This is a genomic window from Nocardioides aequoreus (assembly GCF_000720335.1).
Taxonomy (GTDB): Bacteria; Actinomycetota; Actinomycetes; order Propionibacteriales; family Nocardioidaceae; genus Marmoricola; species Marmoricola aequoreus.
In genome coordinates this window covers 1-15,523 of the sequence record NZ_JOJN01000009.1, presented here as the reverse complement: position 1 = coordinate 15,523, position 15,523 = coordinate 1, and the positions used below count along the sequence as shown (strand labels likewise).

Below are 15,523 nucleotides of genomic sequence, written 5' to 3'. Positions count from 1 at the left end.
GAAACGCGGAAAGGGTGTCGATGCATGTCGGGACCTCAACCGGCGACGGGCGCGGTCTGGGGCGCGTTCCGGACCAGCGCGCGTACCCGCATGGGGTCCAGCGGGGTCCGCTCGACCGTCACGCCGAACTCGCGCAGGGCGTCCTCGACCGCGGACAGCAACACAGCCGGCGTGCCGATGCAGCCGCCCTCCCCGACGCCTTTCGTGCCGAGCGGGGTGATCGGCGAGGGCGTCTCCATGTGCAGCACCTCGATCGGGGGAACCGACATGATGTTCGGCAGCTGGTAGTCGTTCAGGGTCTTCGTGAGGAGCTTTCCCTGGTCGTCGTAGCTGAGCTGTTCGAACATCGTGCCGCCCAGACCCTGGACCGTGCTGCCGATGATCTGACCGTGCACGATCGCGGGGTTGACGACCTTGCCGCAGTCGTGGGCGATCCACATCTTCTCGATCTGGATCTCGCCGGTCTCCACATCGACCTCGACCACGACACCCTGGGCGCCACTGCCGTGGGTCGGGTAGAGGCGCACGCGGCCGTGCTCGTCGGGTACCCAACTCACGTTGGGATTGGTCCAGACGTGGTTCGCCTCGAGCGTGGGGCTTTCCTCGCCCGGCAGGGTCGCGTACGGCCCGGGGGACAGGTACACAGCCCGGGCGACCTCCTGGACTGACAGGCGGGTGGTGGGTACCCCAGCGACCCAGACCTCGCCGCGGCCCAGCTCGAGGTCCTCGGGATCGACCTCGAGCATGCCGGCCGCCGCCTTGAGCAGCTTGCGGCGCACTTCCCCAGCCGCCTCGTACACCGCGCTCATCCCGTAGGTGGCGCCGCGGCTGGCGTAGGCCCCCAGTCCGTAGGGCACGGCCTTGGTGTCGCCGTAGACGATCCGGACATCTCCGGGGTGCAGGCCCAGCCGGTCGGCGGTGATCTGCGCCAGGGAGGTCTCCACCCCCTGCCCGATGCCCTGCAGACCGCTGAGGACCATCGCCTTGCCGTCCGGCATGATCCGCACGGATGCGGTCTCGTACCCGTTGAAGACCGACATCGGGATGGAGCCGGCGGACGGCTCCAGGAAGGAGATCACGCCGATGCCGACGTGCCGCCCCTCCGCGCGGGCCTGCTCCTGCCGCAGCCGCAGCGCCGGCAGGTCCATCGCCTCCGTCACCATGTCGAGAAGCTGCGAGAAGCTGCCGCTCTCGATGATCGGACCGGCCGCCATCTCGTACGGGAACTCGCGAACCAGGTTGTGCTGGCGGATCGCGACGGGGTCGATGCCGAGCTTCGCGGCGGCGGTGTCCATGAGCCGCTCGATCGCCAGGTTCGCGGTCTCCTTGCCGTAACCGCGATAAGCGCCGTAGGGAGCCTTGTTGGTGACCACGGCCTGCACGCGCGCCTTGTAGGAGCGGACGTGGTAAGGACCGGCGCTGTAGGTTCCGCCGACGAGCAGGGCGCCCAGCCCGGCCGAACGCGTGGCGCCGTCGCAGCCCTCGTCCCCGACCAGGTGCTCCCGGATCGCCAGCAGGGTCCCGTCGTTGTCGAAGGCCCCTTCGACGTGGTGGGCGTAGTCACGCGACGCAGGGCCGCTGCTCAGCCAGTCCCCGCGTGGCTCGAACCACTTGACCGCGCGTCCGGAGAGCTTGGCCATCAGTGCGGGGATGACCTCCGCGTCGACTTGCGTCTTGTTACCGAACCCGCCCCCGACGTCGTCGGCCAGGACCTGGACGTTCGGCTCGGAGAGGCCCAGGATCTGGGCGATGAGGGTGCGGGACTGGTGCGGCAACTGGGTCGAGACCCGCATCTTGAGTGTTTCCCGGCCGGCGTCGTACTCGGCGACCACCGCGCGTGTCTCCATCGGGACCCCGCTGTATCGGTGTGCGGCGGGACGGCAGGACACCACGTGGGGTGCCGAGGCGAACACGGCGTCCGGGTCACCGATCTCGAAGGCCCAGTCACATTGGATGTTGTGCCCCCACTCCTCGTACAGCACGGCCTTGGGGCTCCAGGGCCCGTCCGGCGCGTCGAAGGGATGCACACCCAGGGCGTCCTCCACCGAGGCCACTGCCGGGAGCGGCTCGTACTCGACGTCGATGGCGGCCAGGGCGTCCTCCGCGGCGTACCGAGTCTCGGCAACGACCGCCGCGACTGGCTCGCCCTCGTAGTGCACCTTGTCGGTGGCGATGGCGTAGACCTTGGGCAGCTTCATGTCCATCAGGTCCATGCCAGCCGGGATCTGGGTCCAGTGCTCGGCTGCCTCCGCGCCGGAGATCGCCAGCACGACTTCCGGCATCGCTTGTGCGCGGCTTGTGTCGACTGAGACGATCCGCGCGTGGGCGTGCGGGCTGCGAAGGATGGCGCAGTACACCGGATCCACGACGACGGCGTCGTCGGTGAACATGCCCTGCCCGGTCAGCAGGCGGAGGTCCTCCGTCCGCCTGACCGACTGCCCGACGAACGGCTCGGGTCCCGTGTTGGAGTCGGCCGGCGAGTGTGAGTCGTGCGCGTTCATGACGTGACCTCCTGGTTGGCCGCGGCGCGAACCGCGTCGATGATCGACAGGTATCCCGTGCACCGGCAGAGGTTGCCGACGAGGTGTTCCTTGATCTCCTGCTCGCTGGGGTCGGGATTCTCGCGGAGCAGGGCGTCCGCGGCGACGACCATGCCGGAGGTGCAGAACCCGCACTGGAGCGCGAAGTTGCCGCGGAAAGACTCCTGCAGTCTGCTCGTCCCGCACTTCGGGGTCAGTCCCTCCACCGTGGTCACGTCCTTGCCGTCCGCCTGCACGGCGAGGAAAAGGCAGCTCTTGACCAGCTCTCCGTCGACCGTGACCGTGCACGCCCCGCAGATGCCCTCCTCGCATCCGATGTGGGTCCCGGTCAACCGGAGGTCGTCCCGGATCAGGTCCACGAGAAGGGTGCGCGGCGCGACCTGGCAGGTGTGCTCGGTGCCGTTCACGGAAACGGTGATGGTGGTCTTGGACTCGGCCATGAGGTCAGCCCCTCTCGTTGGTGGTGGCGAGGACCAGCCTGCGCAGCAGGACGACGGCGGCCTCGAGACGGTATTCAGCGGATCCATGCATGTCGGAGAGCGGCTCGGTGCTGGCGAGATCCCCCGCCAGCAGTGCGGCAGCTTCGTCCACGGCGCGCGGGTCGTTCACGTCCACGTGCGTGAGCGCTTCCTCAACCAGCCGTGCTCTCAACGGACGAACGCCGAGCCCGCCGACGCCAATGCCGGTCACCCGCCCTTCCGCAACGGCGACGGCGACGTTCACGACGGGCACGCCGTTGGGCTGCCGGGAGATCTCGCGGTAGGCACCGCGGGCGTCGCGCCCGGGGTCGGGCAGATGAACATCGGTGAGCAGGTCGCCCGAGCTCAGGACGGTCTGCAGATATCCCGAGAAGAGTTCCTCCACAGCAAGACGTCGGCTCCCCCCGTCCGACCGCACCGTGACCTCCGCGCGCAGCGAGATCAGGGTGGAAGCCATGTTCGAGCGGGGATTCGCAAAGCAGAGGTTGCCACCGATCGTCGCTCGGTTGCGGACCTGCACGTCAGCCGTGAGCTTCGCGGCCTGCTGCAGCGACGGGAACATGGCCGCCACCTCAGCGATCACGCACAGCTCGGCGATCCGGGTCAGTGCGCCGAGGCGGAGACCACCGTCCTCGAGGTCCACGGCCCGCAGCTCGTCGAGCTCGTTGATGTCGACCAGGTGCTGGGGTGACGCCTGGCGGAGCTTCATCGATTGGAGCAGGCTCTGCCCGCCCGCGAGGACCTGAGCGCCGGAGGCGAGAGCGCCGAGCGCTTCGTCAATCGATGTCGCTCGGGTGTAGTCGAAACTTGTCGTTCGCACCGTCTTTGACTCCTCTTCGTGGAAGGTCTGGCACCCGTGATCGCCGCTGTACGGCGCAGCGAAGTCGAGGCTTCACGAGACAGAAGGAACGAGACGCTCCACCAAGCCACGACACGGATTATAATCTATAGTTGAGCTGAGGATTTGACAAGGGATTCTTTTGACGCTCATCGGACATCAACGTGGGGAGTACGCGTGACGGGGTTCACAGAACCAGACAGGGACCAGGGCACGGGGACAGGAGCGGGCCCACTCGAGGGTCTCGTCGTGGCGGACTTCAGCCGGGTCCTGGCCGGGCCGCTGGCGTCGATGTTCCTGGCCGACCTGGGCGCCACGGTCATCAAGGTCGAGCGCCCGGGATTGGGTGACGACACCCGCTCCTGGGGCCCTCCCCACGTCGGCTCCCTGAGCACGTACTTCACCAGCGTGAACCGGAACAAGCGAAGCGTGACCTTGGATCTGACGGATCCGGAGGACCTCAAGCTTGCTCACACGTTGGTGGAGCGGTCGGATGTGTTCATCGAGAACTTCCGACCCGGCAAGCTGTCCGACTTCAAGCTGGACCCGGCGTCGCTGCTGGCTGCCCATCCGAAGTTGGTCTACTGCTCGGTCACGGGATTCGGCAGCACAGGCGGCGCTCACCTTCCCGGGTACGACTTCGTGGTCCAGGCCGTCGGTGGCCTGATGAGTATCACTGGTGCCGAGGACGGGGAGCCCACCAAGGTAGGGGTCGCCCTTGTCGACGTTCTGACCGGCCTCCACGCCACCATCTCGATCCAGGCAGCCTTGCGTCACCGGGACCGAACCGGACAGGGCCAACTAGTCGAGGTGAACCTCCTGTCCAGCCTCATCGCCTCCCTCGTCAACCAGGGTGCTGCCTACATCAATGGGAGCCCCCCGCCGGCTGCGATGGGGAACCAGCACCCGAGCATTGCCCCGTACGAGACCCTGGCCACGAAAGACAACCCGATCGCTGTGGCCGTCGGCAACGATCGGCAGTTCCACACCCTGGCCAGAGCCATCGGGAGGGCTGAGCTGTCGGAGGACGAGCGGTTCAGCGCCAACGTCGGCCGCGTGGCGAACCGTCGAGAGTTGATCAGTGAGCTCGAGTCCACCCTGAGGGCGGCGCCGGTGGCTCATTGGACGCAGGTGTTGCAGGACGCCGGCATTCCTTGCGGTCCTGTGAACGACATCGCCGAAGCCATCGCCCTGGCCTCGGACCTCGGACTCCAACCGACAGCCAGCTTCAAGGGGACCGCGGGCGCACCCACCATCGAGACGCTCGCCAGTCCCCTGCGGCTGTCGCAGAACCCAGTGGTCTACCACCGTCCACCTCCGCAGCTTGGAGCGGATACCGCTGAAGTCCGCGAGTGGCTGCTCGGCGACGGAGCAGCACCGTTGGACGCTGACGGCAGATCCAAGGGTCCTGGCCGCTCGTGAGTGTCGCCGGTTGATCGGGCACTGCCGGCAGGGACGGCCTCATCGGTATCAGACGGGGGACTCCTAGCTGCCTTCACGACCAATAGATTCAGGTCTCCTTGAAACCTTCGCGGCACGCCACGAAGTTCGACGCTGGGATCCACTGTCGCTGCCCAACGCGCCAGTGCAAGGCCGGACCATTGTTCCGCTTGGCATAGGTGTGTCCTTTCGAGCATGCTGCGTGCCTGGCGAACTCCCAGGGGCGGCCACGCTCATGTTCTGCCAGAGATAGGTGCTCGTGACAACCCTGATCGATGTCCTCGGCTGGGCAGGAGCAGGCACGTTGGTGCTCGCTTACGCGCTGGCAGCAGGCGGGACCCTGTCCGTGCGCACGCGGACGTCCGCGGCCATGAACGTCCTTGGTGGTCTGGGATTGCTCATCAACTCCGCGGCCAAGGTTGATCGTCGCCGTTCTGATGGTTGTCATCTGCGCGGCGACGTGGGCCATCGGCTCGGCTCAAGGCAGTTGGCAGACCGCGAGCAAAGCGAAGACCGGACTCTTTGTCGCACTCGGCGGCGCGGTGCTCACCGGCGGTGCGCTCACGTGGACCAACTGGCTTCTCGACGTAGGCGCGACGCTCTAACCGGATCAACCGTCCCAATCTGTCGGTCGGGCTGACTAGCGTTGGACGCGATGCTTCCAACTTTGATCACCGTCGCGGTCCTCGCAGCACTTGTCGCTGGTGGGCTGTTTTGGCGATCCGCGAGACTACGACACGTCGCCTCCGCCACATCTGCGGTAGCGCTGATGGAAGCTCGCCCTGAGTTTCCAGAGTCGGGCCTGCTGGTCGCAGACGAGGTTCTGCGAGTAGCTGGCTCGTCGTCAGTCACGATCTGGGACGCTCTCGAATCAGCGGCCGTCCCGGTGGCCGTGGAGTACTTCCCGGTCAGCGAGGCGGAGATCGCCAAATACCGAACGGTGCCCGTCAATGCCGCCGCCCAGCAGTCGATGGTTGAGATCGTGAAGGCGCTCAACCCGAACAATCCGACGCTGTATCGGGTGGTCCTGCCGAAGGGCGCCGAGCTGGTCAAGGCCGTCGGAACGTCTGGCTTCCGTGGCTTCGCTCGCAGCGGCGGAAAGATCAGGGCTCAGGCTGTGCTCAAGCCGGTAGCCGCAGGCGGAGCGATCGCAGCCGGCTGGCCGATCTTCGCGGTGGCCGGCACCGTCATGGCGGTCGACATGGTCGCGCAGCGCGAACTGCGAGCTCACCAGCGACGTGTCGAGACGATTCTTGGCCGCCAGGAAGAACGCCACTACGTCGAAAGGATCAAAGACCAGCGCTCTGCCGATGCCCAGTTGACGCGAGCGATCAGCCTGATGCTCGATGGGCACAATCCGAACCTGGAACTGGCGCTCAAGAGCGCGTACGACGAGTTTCATCGCTCCCAGCAATTCTTGGACAAATGCCGGGGCGTAATCGAACAACTCATCGATGCTGATGGCAAGGTCGACTACCGCCGCCTGGAGGAGGTGCTCGGGGGAACGACGAAGGATCTGGACTACTTCCTTCGAGAGCTCCACATGGCGCGTGGTGCAATCGCGATCAGGCGGAAGGCGCTCCTCGCTGACGCGGCCTCGGTTGCCCTCGCTGACCCGGGCAACCCATACACGGCCCTCCGCAAGTTCTTGGACTCGCAGGTGCACGAGTTGGAGCAAGCGGATGCGGTGGCGGCGACGATCACCAAACAGCTCACCGAGATTCAGCTGAAGGGTGGTTGGTCGATCCCGAAGGCCCTCAAGAAGCAAGAGCGTCTTCGCCGCCTCGCTGCGGCCCCTCCGGTCGACGATGACGTCGAGATTCGGTTCCACAGGACCTCGTCCGGCGAGATCGTCCAGGTAATCGCGATAGAGGACGACGAGGGCGACCAGCCGACTCAAATCACGTCGGGCGACGAGAGTTCCTCTGCGGGGACACCTTCCCCGCATGAAGAATCAACCGCCTGACAAGCTCGCCTTCGACATCGAGGGCATGCTGGACGAGGCGGCCAGCGAGTCGGCCCCTGAGTGGTGTGGTGCCCCCCTGCACTTCTCGACGGCGTACTACCCACCGGCCGAGCTCGACGCGGCGCTGGACCACTGGGTGTTCCGGCACGCCCACGACAAGACCCACATGAACAGTCGAATGTGGCGCCACTCGGTCACCGTCCCCGACAACGCCCAGGTCGCCGGTCACAGGTTCGCTCTTTACACGACCGACCTGCGCTGCGAGCCGTGGAAGCACTCCGATCGGCACAAGGCGTGCCAGTGTGTCGGCAATCTGATGTACCAGGCGATCTGTGAACCGTGCGAGTGAAACGCGATCACCGACCACGAGAACGTCGCTGTCGAGTTGTGGCACGACCACGCGCTCCCCGGCTGGCGCGAACTCCCGATCGTCCCGTCGAGGTTGCGCGCGATGGACACGGACCGGATGTCCAAGGCCACGAAGAACTGGATCACCGAGCACTAGCCCAAGTCCATGCAGGTGCCCGGTGCGCCAATGATCACTGAGCGTCGGCCCTTTGGAACGCGCCACGTCCCCGGCCGCTCGCCGTGGGGCGGCTACGACATCTCCCACACGGCCGTGGACCCCGACCGCATCGTCGAGGGAGTCAAGCCCCTCCGCCGTATGCCGGACTTCAAGCTGGAGCGTGCGCGGGCCGCGACGTCCCCCGGCATCGGCCTTGGCGACTGAGTTAACCGAAGAAGATCGGGTCCTTGCTCTCGCGGATGTAGTCGAGCAGCGACTGGACGTTCTTCGACGGCCGCTTGTGCTGGTACTCGTGGAATTTCAGATTCCGGTCGCGCCAGTAGATCGCCCACTGGCCGGTGGTCCTCGTGTAGCGCAGCCGAGCGATGGGGAATCGCGTGGGTACCGGGCCACCCATCCAGTCGGGCCGGACCTCGACGATGGTGACGTGCGTCGGCGCAACGTCGGCTTCGACCTTCGCCTGGTCCCACATGTGTTTCGGCCAGATCGAGTCGCACCACTTCTTGATTCGTGCCAGGTCGGTCTCGGGAAGCGCCACCGTCGGGCCTCCTACGCGCCGAGATCTTTGTCGTTTGCCGCGCGTGCTACCAGGACGCCCCCGACGGTGAGGACCGCGGCGCCGGCTCCGTACGCCGCCTTTGTTCCAGCCTCTTTGGCTGCCGCCTTCAGCTGCGTGGGCTTCCCCAAGGCGGTCCGCCACCGAGTGGACGAAACGGTCTCGCGCTCGGCCTCGATACCTAGAGGTCCGTGGAACGCGGTGACCGAGTCTCCGACCTGGTTGCTCGACTGCACGATCGCGCGGACGCTGCGCGAGTGGAGCAGGACCTGGAGGTCTGCGTCGTTGGCCGCCTTGTCGAGCCGCCCCACTAGCCCGATGGTCGTGTTGGTGATGCGTTCGCGCAGTCCGTCGCGCGACTCTCTCAGCGCAAGCCTGTGGCCGTCGAGGTCGGCCGGGGCGACCTCGCTGACATGGTCGAGTTCGAGCACAGCGGCCTCTTCGTGGAGCTGGAAACACCGAGCAAGGACCGATAGCCACACGTCAACCTCGCTGACCATCTCGGCCGAGCGCTTCGCCAGGTCCCCCACCTTCTGGGCTGACTCCGCTTTGGATGCGAGCGCGTCAAGCGCCCGCAGAGCGCTGGACTCAATCTCAGCGATCTCCGCCGTGAGGTGCTGGACCTTCGACCACGACGGCCCCGAGACGTGCCCTGTGGTCTCGCGAATGCTCATGGCCTCCCGGATCGCGAACGAGACACCGTCCAGCTTCGCGAGAACACCGTCGCGCTGCGCCCTTCGCACATCGTCGAGCTTTCCGTCGATCGCGGACAGGAGCTCGGTGATCTCCTTGAGCTCCTGCTTGCGCTCCATCTGCGCCATCGCTCCGGCAGCGTTGGAGAGAAGTGAGTTGAGGCCAGCGAGTGTCTCCGGGTTGGCTGCGGCAGACGTGATCGGTCCGGTCTCGGTTGACAGCCACTTGCTGATGTCGCCCGGCTTCCCGGCCATGAGCCAGCGGACACCAGGAGTCTTCGTGTCCATGAACCCGTGCTCATCGACCGCCGCCGCCGACTCCTTCGTCAACTTCACCCATCGACCGGAGTTCGCTGCCACGTCTGCGGCTGTCTGAACGGCTTCAGCTCCAAACGTCACCACGTGACGCAGCCATCCAAGGTCGAGCTTCTTCGAGTCGTCCCACAGGCCTTCGCGGCGCAGGTACTGCTCGACGGCCCGCGGGTCTCCGAAGACGGCAAGGCCATCTCCGTCGCTGATGACGACATGCTCGCCGCCGTCTGCCGGCACCAAGTCGCTGTCGGTCGGCTGCAGTTCCTCGTCCATACCCACATTGTCCCGCACTCCCCCGACACATGAGCCCGACGCATTGGCGGACCCGTCAGGACACCTGTGTGAGCGAAGACCCGACTCACTCAGGAGGAATCGTGATCAACCTCGGTCTACCCACCGCCGTCTTGTCGCTGTTGCCGCAGGACATCAACATCGGCCCGAACTCCAACGGGCTGCCGGGCATCAGCCAGCTCAAGGACATCGTCGGCGCGACGATGACCGTCGGCCTCATCCTCGCCGTACTCGCCCTGATCGTCTCGGCGGTCGTCTGGGCACTCGGCGCGAACTCGTCGAACCCGCACTTGGCTGGTCGCGGCAAGTTCGGCGTCCTGGTCGGGCTCGGTGCCGCGATCATCACTGGCGCGTCCGTCGCCCTCGTCAACTTCTTCTGGAACGTCGGCCAGTCCGTCTGACCGGGCAAGCACGAGAGGAACACGACGATGGTCGACGTCTGCGATGTACCTGTCATCTCATCCGTGTGCGATGTCGCGGGCGACGCGGCCGGAGCGCTGGTGTCCGCGCCCTTCGACTGGCTGGCTCAGGGCATGGGGCACGCTGCGGGCTGGATGTTCGAGGCCGTGTGGAAGGTCTTCGACTCGACCACGATGGTCGATGTCACCAGCAGTCAGTACACCAAGGTCTACAACATCCTCTTCGGCATCGCCGTCTTCGTGATGCTCGGCTTCTTCATGCTCCAAGTCATCGGGGGCATGATCCGACGCGAACCAGCCGCACTGTCGCGAGCGGCGCTCGGGCTGGCGAAGTCGATCCTCGGCTCCTTCGTCGCGCTCGCTCTGCTGGCCACGGCCTTGGAGGTCACCGACCAGCTCTGCATCGGCATCGTCAACGCGGCCGGGACCAACATGGAGCAGATGGGCGACCGCGTCGCCCTGCTCACCACCGGCCTCGTCGGGCTCAACCTCGCGGCGCCTGGCGCGGGTGCGATCCTGACGATCTTCATCGCTGGCCTCGCCATCGGCGCGGCTGGCATCGTGTGGATCAGCCTTCTCGTCCGGAAGGCGCTACTCCTCATCGCCATCGTCTTCGCACCCGTGGCGATGGCTGGGTTGACCTGGGACCACACGCGCTCCTGGGTCACCAAGTGGGCATCGTTCGTGATCGCCCTCATCCTCTCGAAGGTCGTCCTGGTGGTGATCTTCCTGCTCGCCACCGCACAGGTCTCCGCCCCCATCGACAGCGACATCCAGTCCGTGTCCGAGCCGATCGCCGGTGTCGTGCTGATGCTGATGGCTGGGTTCGCGCCGTACATGACCTACAAGGCGATTAACTTCATGGGCTTCGACATGTACCACGCGATGTCGGCTGAGCAGGAAGGCAAGTCGGCGCTCAACCGCCCGATGCCGATCCCGATGAACCGCGCCCCGAGCTCGCAGCCGAGCAAGGTGCTCGACGGCGGCGGCAATGGTGGCGGTTCACCCGCGCCGGCCGCAGCGCCGATCGGTGCGGGACCGTCAACCGGAGGTGCGGGTGCGGCTTCCTCGGGGGGCGGCGGTGCTGCCGCGGGTGGGGCTGCCGCTGGCGGTGTCGCTGCTGGTGTGGTCGTGGCGAAGGAAGCCGCGACGGCCGGAGTCCGGACCGGGAAGGCGGTCGGTGGCGCGTCGTCACAACAGGCGGACGCCGCGCAGAAGACCCCGGTCTCACCCTCGGGTGCACCCCTGCCACCCCACGTCGCGGACTCGATCCCCGCCCCGTCGAAGGGGAAGAGGGACTGAGCGATGAGCGACCCAACGACTGCACACGACTACGAGCTCGCCCCGGTGAAGTTCTCCCGCCTCACCCGGCGCGGCGTCCTTCTGGGACTGTCCGGATCTCAGCTCGTCGTGGTCGGGTTCGGCGCGATCATCCTGGTGTTCGCCCTCTACTTCGGCGGCGGAGCGTCTCTGATGTACGTCGCCCCCGTGCTGCTGCTCTGCGCTGCCCTGGCGTTCATCGGTGTCGGTGGTCGCAAGCTGATCGAGTGGCTGCCCGTGGTCAGCCGCTGGCTCTGGCGGTCCACCGGCGGGCAGTTGTTGTTCCGTCGACACATCGTGAAGCCTCGACCTGCTGGCACGCTGTCGCTTCCGGGCGATGCCGCACGCCTTCGTCAGTGGTTCGACCCCGAGAGCGGCGCGGTCATGGTCCACGACCCCCACACCGCGACGCTGACTGCCATCGTCGGCGTCACCCACCCAGCCTTCATCCTTCTCGACCCGATCGAGCAACAGCGCCGGGTCACGAGTTGGGGACGTGTGCTCGCCACCGCTTGCCGCTCCGGACGCATCGCCTCGTTGCAGGTGATGGAGCGGACGCTGCCCGACTCCGGGAAGGGCCTCGCCGAATGGTGGTCCCAGCACGGCAGCCACGACGACTCATGGACCTCGACGACGTACGGCGAGCTGATCGACCGCGCCGGACCTGCTGGTGAACGCCACGCGAGCACGGTCTCGATCTCACTCGACATGAAGGCCGCAGGTCGCGCGACCCGAGCTGCCGGTGGCGGCAACCGAGGAGCTGCTGCCGTGCTCCGCCAGGAGATGTCCACCATGACTGCGGCACTCCGGGCGGCCGACCTCGCCCCGTCGGGCTGGCTGGAGCCCGGCGACCTCGCAGTGATCCTCCGCTCGGCGTACGACCCAGTCGTGGCCGGAGCCCTGGAACGTCACGGCGAACTCGGCCGCGACCTCGCCACAGCCGGCCCGGTTGCTGTCACCGAGAACTGGTCGAGCGTGCGCAGCGACTCCGCCCATCACTGCGTGCTCTGGATCAGCGAATGGCCGCGCTCGCTCGTTTACCCCGGCTTCCTCGCACCGGTCCTGCTCTCCTCCGGCGTACGACGGACGTTCACACTGCTCTACACGCCCATGCGCACCGACCAGGCCGCCCGCGACATCCGCAAGAAGAAGACCGAGTACATCTCCGACGCTGCTCAGAGGCAGAGGATCGGCCAGATCGAGGACGCCCAACAGTCCGCCGAGTACAACGACGTGCTCCAACAGGAAGCCGACCTCACCGCCGGCCACGGCATACTCCGCACCACCGGACTGATCGCTGTCAGCGCCCAAGACCCCGACGAACTCGAACGGGCCGTAGCCGACATCGAGCAGGCCGCCATCCAAGCGTCGTGCGAGACACGTCGGCTCTGGGGACAGCAAGCCCAGGCGTTCTCGTCAGCCGCGCTCCCGCTGTGTAGGGGCGTGTAGGTCGCGCAGTGCTAAGTCGACCCAGGCGCAGTGCGCAGGCGCCCCTTGTCTCTCGAAGCCCTGCGCTCGGCCAGCCTGGCGTGTCAGGGGCGCCCGGGCGAGCAATCGCGGCATGAGTACTGGACCTTCTCGTGACGCCAGCACGGCACGGCCTCTCGGACCGTCCTGTCCGTTGTGCGACTTGTACCTGACCTCGGCGCGGCCACCCACGGGGTGATGCCATCGGGGATGGGCATCCGCTTGGCTTGGCGCATGTCGATACGTCGCCGCGGCCCCGTGCCCAGGAGGGGGACGCCCTCGTCGGCGAGCTGGTCGAGCGCCCAACCGACCCACTGTGCCCGCGGCCCCGTGATCTGGTCGAGGTCGAGCAGGGTTCCGTCCGTGCGGACGACTCGCCACCACGGGATGTCGGTATTGGGGTCGTCAGCTCCGGGACGATGGCCCAGGATCGTCGACACCGTGCGGCTGTGGCTCGACGGCCTGCCGACCAGAAGAGCCAGATCGGCGTACGTGATGACCATCCCCGCCGGGACTGACCGGCACGCGTCGTACACCGCCTCGGCATCGCTGCTCGTGTGGTTGGTGCTCATCCAGCGATCCTCTCACCGCAGACCGACCACCACCTCGGCTTCGAGGTCCTAGCCAGCTCGTGCCGCGGGTGTACCAGTTCCACCCCGGCACACCTCCTTCTCGACCAGATCGAGAAGGAGGCCCCGATGCCCACGTTCGAGAACCCGGCGGCTGACGCCGACGAAGTCCAGACAGTCCTGCGTGGTCTGGCGCATGCGACCCGGTCCATCGACGACCCCCGCGACATCTACTCGGTGCTGGGGTCCCTCACCTCAGCGGTCGCGTCCCTGAGCCAGTCGCTGCACCAGATCGCAGCGTTCCACGACGCACATCAGCGGCAATCGGAGTGGGCGCCGGCGGACTCTCCGAAGGCTCGCTCGGCTGCATACCGGGTGTCGTGGGATCTCCACCGGGCCGGCGAAATGGTGCGACAGGTTGGCGAGGTCATCGCGAACGCTCACGAGGCGGAGGCCATGCTTGCCTACCACCGCGAGTTTCCCGATCCACCCTTGTCGCGCTCGTCCGTCGACCACGGGCTGTCACTATGAAGGGTGTGGACGAAGGCCGCCTGCACAGCGCGGTCCTCGTCGTCCCTCGACGCGAGCGTCGTCGTGACCGGCGGGCACGCAAGGCGGCGGCGAAGTCGTTGTTGGCCGAGGACCGCGACTCCCGCAAGGCCGTCGCCAAGGCGAAGGCAGACGAACTGGCGGCCGAGCGGCGCGCAACGATAGTGCTACCAAAGGCGGGCGAACCCGGCCCCGCTGCGCTCCGCACTCCGGGTCGCCTGCGATTGCCGCGTCATCAGGACACCTCGGCCACCCTGGCGGGTGCGTACCCGTTCCTCGCGGAAGGCGGGCTCGGGAGCGACGGGGTGTTCGTCGGTCAGGATCTCTACTCCGGGTCCTCGTTCGTCTACGACCCTTGGGTGCTCTACGCACGTGGTCTGATCACTGCTCCGAACCTCGTGCTCGCTGGCATCGTCGGCTCGGGCAAGTCGGCACTGGCGAAGAGCCTCTACACCCGCTCGATCCCGTTCGGTCGCCGCGTCTACGTCCCCGGTGACCCGAAGGGCGAGCACACCGCCGTCGCCGAAGCGGTCGGCGGCAAGGCCATCGCACTCGGACACGGGATGCCGAACCGGCTCAACCCACTCGATGAGGGGCACCGCCCGGCTGGCCCCGATGACCAGCAGTGGGCAGCGCAGGTGACCGCGCGACGGCGCGAACTGGTCGGCGCACTGGCGGAGACCGTCCTCGACCGTCGGCTCACGCCTCTGGAGCACACCGCGATCGACGTCGCCCTCGCTGAGACGGTGCGCTCGTCGGAGGTGCCGGTGTTGCCAATGGTCGTCGACCGGTTGCTGGCTCCCGATCCGTCCACCGACTCCGATGGTCGGCTTGCCGAGGACGGCCGGCTCGCCGGTCACGCGCTGCGCCGCCTCGTCGCGGGAGACCTGGCCGGACTCTTCGATGGCCCGTCGACCGTGCGGTTCGATCCGACGCTGCCAATGGTCTCCCTCGACCTGTCCCGGGTCACGGAGAACGCCACATTGATCTCGGTGCTGATGACGTGCGCGTCAGCTTGGATGGAGTCCGCACTGCTTGACCCGAACGGCGGCCAACGCTGGGTCGTGTACGACGAGGCATGGCGGCTCATGTCCCACCCAGCGCTGCTGCGGCGGATGGATGCCCACTGGCGACTGGCGCGGCACTACGGCATCGCAAACATGCTGATCTTCCACAAGCTCTCCGACCTCGACAACGTCGGCGACCAGGGCTCCGCGATGCGCGCCCTCGCCTCGTCCCTGCTGGCCAACGCCGAGACGCGAGTCGTCTATCGGCAGGAGTCTGACCAGGTCGGCTCCACCGCTGCCGCCCTCGGACTGACCGGCACCGAGCAGTCGCTGCTGCCGACGCTGGGCACCGGGCAAGGGCTGTGGCGGATCAAGCACAGGTCGTTCGTCGTTCAGCACCAGCTCCATCCCGCCGAGCTGGATCTCTTCGACACCACCGGTCGCATGAACGGGGCAGGTTAGAAGTTCGCATGAAAATTGACGGTTTTGAAGCGAACCTGAGCATGCAGGGTGCGTTGAGCGCATCTGGCTACTCAGGTTGGAGGAACCTGT

Annotated in this window: 14 protein-coding genes and 2 pseudogenes; 10 read left to right on the top strand and 6 right to left on the bottom strand. The window is 66.8% G+C overall.

Translation table 11 applies throughout. The features are described from left to right. Positions 1–35: 35 nt before the first annotated feature. From IG63_RS0115860 to IG63_RS0115850, 3 genes are read right to left on the bottom strand one after another with little or no spacing between them, the layout of a single operon-like run. Positions 36–2,501, bottom strand: coding sequence for a xanthine dehydrogenase family protein molybdopterin-binding subunit (locus IG63_RS0115860; RefSeq protein WP_051706994.1), 2,466 nt, complete (start codon positions 2,499–2,501; stop codon positions 36–38). After that, positions 2,498–2,980, bottom strand: a complete 483-nt coding sequence (locus IG63_RS0115855) for a (2Fe-2S)-binding protein (RefSeq protein ID WP_030485329.1) — start codon at positions 2,978–2,980, stop codon at positions 2,498–2,500. The genes IG63_RS0115860 and IG63_RS0115855 overlap by 4 nt, the downstream gene beginning before the upstream one ends. A 4-nt stretch (positions 2,981–2,984) precedes the next feature. After that, complete coding sequence (locus tag IG63_RS0115850) at positions 2,985–3,839, bottom strand: FAD binding domain-containing protein (protein WP_030485328.1); 855 nt, start codon at positions 3,837–3,839, stop codon at positions 2,985–2,987. Between the two features lie 195 nt (positions 3,840–4,034). Here IG63_RS0115850 and IG63_RS20925 point away from each other — a divergent pair, with 195 nt between their 5' ends. The 5 genes and pseudogenes from IG63_RS20925 (at position 4,035) to IG63_RS24050 (ending at position 7,993) form a co-directional block, all read left to right on the top strand. Beyond that, the gene (locus tag IG63_RS20925; RefSeq protein ID WP_051706992.1) at positions 4,035–5,279 is read left to right on the top strand and encodes a CaiB/BaiF CoA transferase family protein; all 1,245 of its coding nucleotides are present in this window, start codon (positions 4,035–4,037) and stop codon (positions 5,277–5,279) included. A 271-nt stretch (positions 5,280–5,550) separates the two neighbouring features. Beyond that, positions 5,551–5,691 (top strand): annotated as a pseudogene (locus IG63_RS24055) (CBU_0592 family membrane protein); the annotation flags it as partial. Next, the gene (locus IG63_RS23640) at positions 5,681–5,902 is read left to right on the top strand and encodes a DUF6112 family protein (RefSeq protein ID WP_281174307.1); all 222 of its coding nucleotides are present in this window, start codon (positions 5,681–5,683) and stop codon (positions 5,900–5,902) included. The pseudogene IG63_RS24055 and the gene IG63_RS23640, both read left to right, overlap by 11 nt. Positions 5,903–6,066: 164 nt before the next feature. Then, a complete protein-coding gene (locus IG63_RS0115835) occupies positions 6,067–7,263 on the top strand; it encodes a hypothetical protein (protein WP_211249353.1) in 1,197 nt (398 codons plus the stop codon). After that, a pseudogene (locus IG63_RS24050) lies at positions 7,244–7,993 on the top strand (DUF6349 family protein). Before IG63_RS0115835 ends, IG63_RS24050 begins: the two are co-directional and overlap by 20 nt. Before the next feature lies 1 nt (position 7,994). On the opposite strand, the gene IG63_RS0115815 reads toward IG63_RS24050, so the two are convergent. Then, on the bottom strand, positions 7,995–8,327 hold the full coding sequence (locus tag IG63_RS0115815) for a DUF3024 domain-containing protein (protein WP_030485322.1): 333 nt from the start codon (positions 8,325–8,327) through the stop codon (positions 7,995–7,997). Positions 8,328–8,338: 11 nt separating this feature from the next. Continuing rightward, the gene (locus tag IG63_RS0115810) at positions 8,339–9,622 is read right to left on the bottom strand and encodes a hypothetical protein (RefSeq protein ID WP_051706987.1); all 1,284 of its coding nucleotides are present in this window, start codon (positions 9,620–9,622) and stop codon (positions 8,339–8,341) included. 101 nt (positions 9,623–9,723) lie between these two features. Here IG63_RS0115810 and IG63_RS0115805 point away from each other — a divergent pair, with 101 nt between their 5' ends. From IG63_RS0115805 to IG63_RS0115795, 3 genes are read left to right on the top strand one after another with little or no spacing between them, the layout of a single operon-like run. Beyond that, entirely contained in the window at positions 9,724–10,041 is a 318-nt protein-coding gene (locus IG63_RS0115805; RefSeq protein WP_245604463.1) for a DUF6112 family protein, read from the top strand. Between the two features lie 27 nt (positions 10,042–10,068). Next, positions 10,069–11,361 (top strand): TrbL/VirB6 family protein, encoded by a 1,293-nt coding sequence (locus IG63_RS0115800; RefSeq protein WP_030485319.1) that lies wholly within the window; start codon positions 10,069–10,071, stop codon positions 11,359–11,361. 3 nt (positions 11,362–11,364) lie between these two features. Further along, positions 11,365–12,828: a PrgI family protein gene (locus tag IG63_RS0115795; RefSeq protein WP_030485318.1), complete on the top strand. Its 1,464-nt coding sequence runs from the start codon at positions 11,365–11,367 to the stop codon at positions 12,826–12,828. Between the two features lie 83 nt (positions 12,829–12,911). Here IG63_RS0115795 and IG63_RS0115790 read toward each other — a convergent pair whose 3' ends face one another. Further along, positions 12,912–13,418 carry an MGMT family protein gene (locus IG63_RS0115790; RefSeq protein WP_030485317.1) on the bottom strand — a complete coding sequence of 169 codons (507 nt, stop codon included), beginning with the start codon at positions 13,416–13,418 and terminating at the stop codon, positions 12,912–12,914. Between the two features lie 126 nt (positions 13,419–13,544). Here IG63_RS0115790 and IG63_RS0115785 point away from each other — a divergent pair, with 126 nt between their 5' ends. Then, complete coding sequence (locus tag IG63_RS0115785) at positions 13,545–13,946, top strand: hypothetical protein (protein WP_084597256.1); 402 nt, start codon at positions 13,545–13,547, stop codon at positions 13,944–13,946. A gap of 5 nt (positions 13,947–13,951) precedes the next feature. Further along, positions 13,952–15,433 (top strand): ATP-binding protein, encoded by a 1,482-nt coding sequence (locus IG63_RS0115780; protein ID WP_425411793.1) that lies wholly within the window; start codon positions 13,952–13,954, stop codon positions 15,431–15,433. Positions 15,434–15,523: the final 90 nt, after the last annotated feature.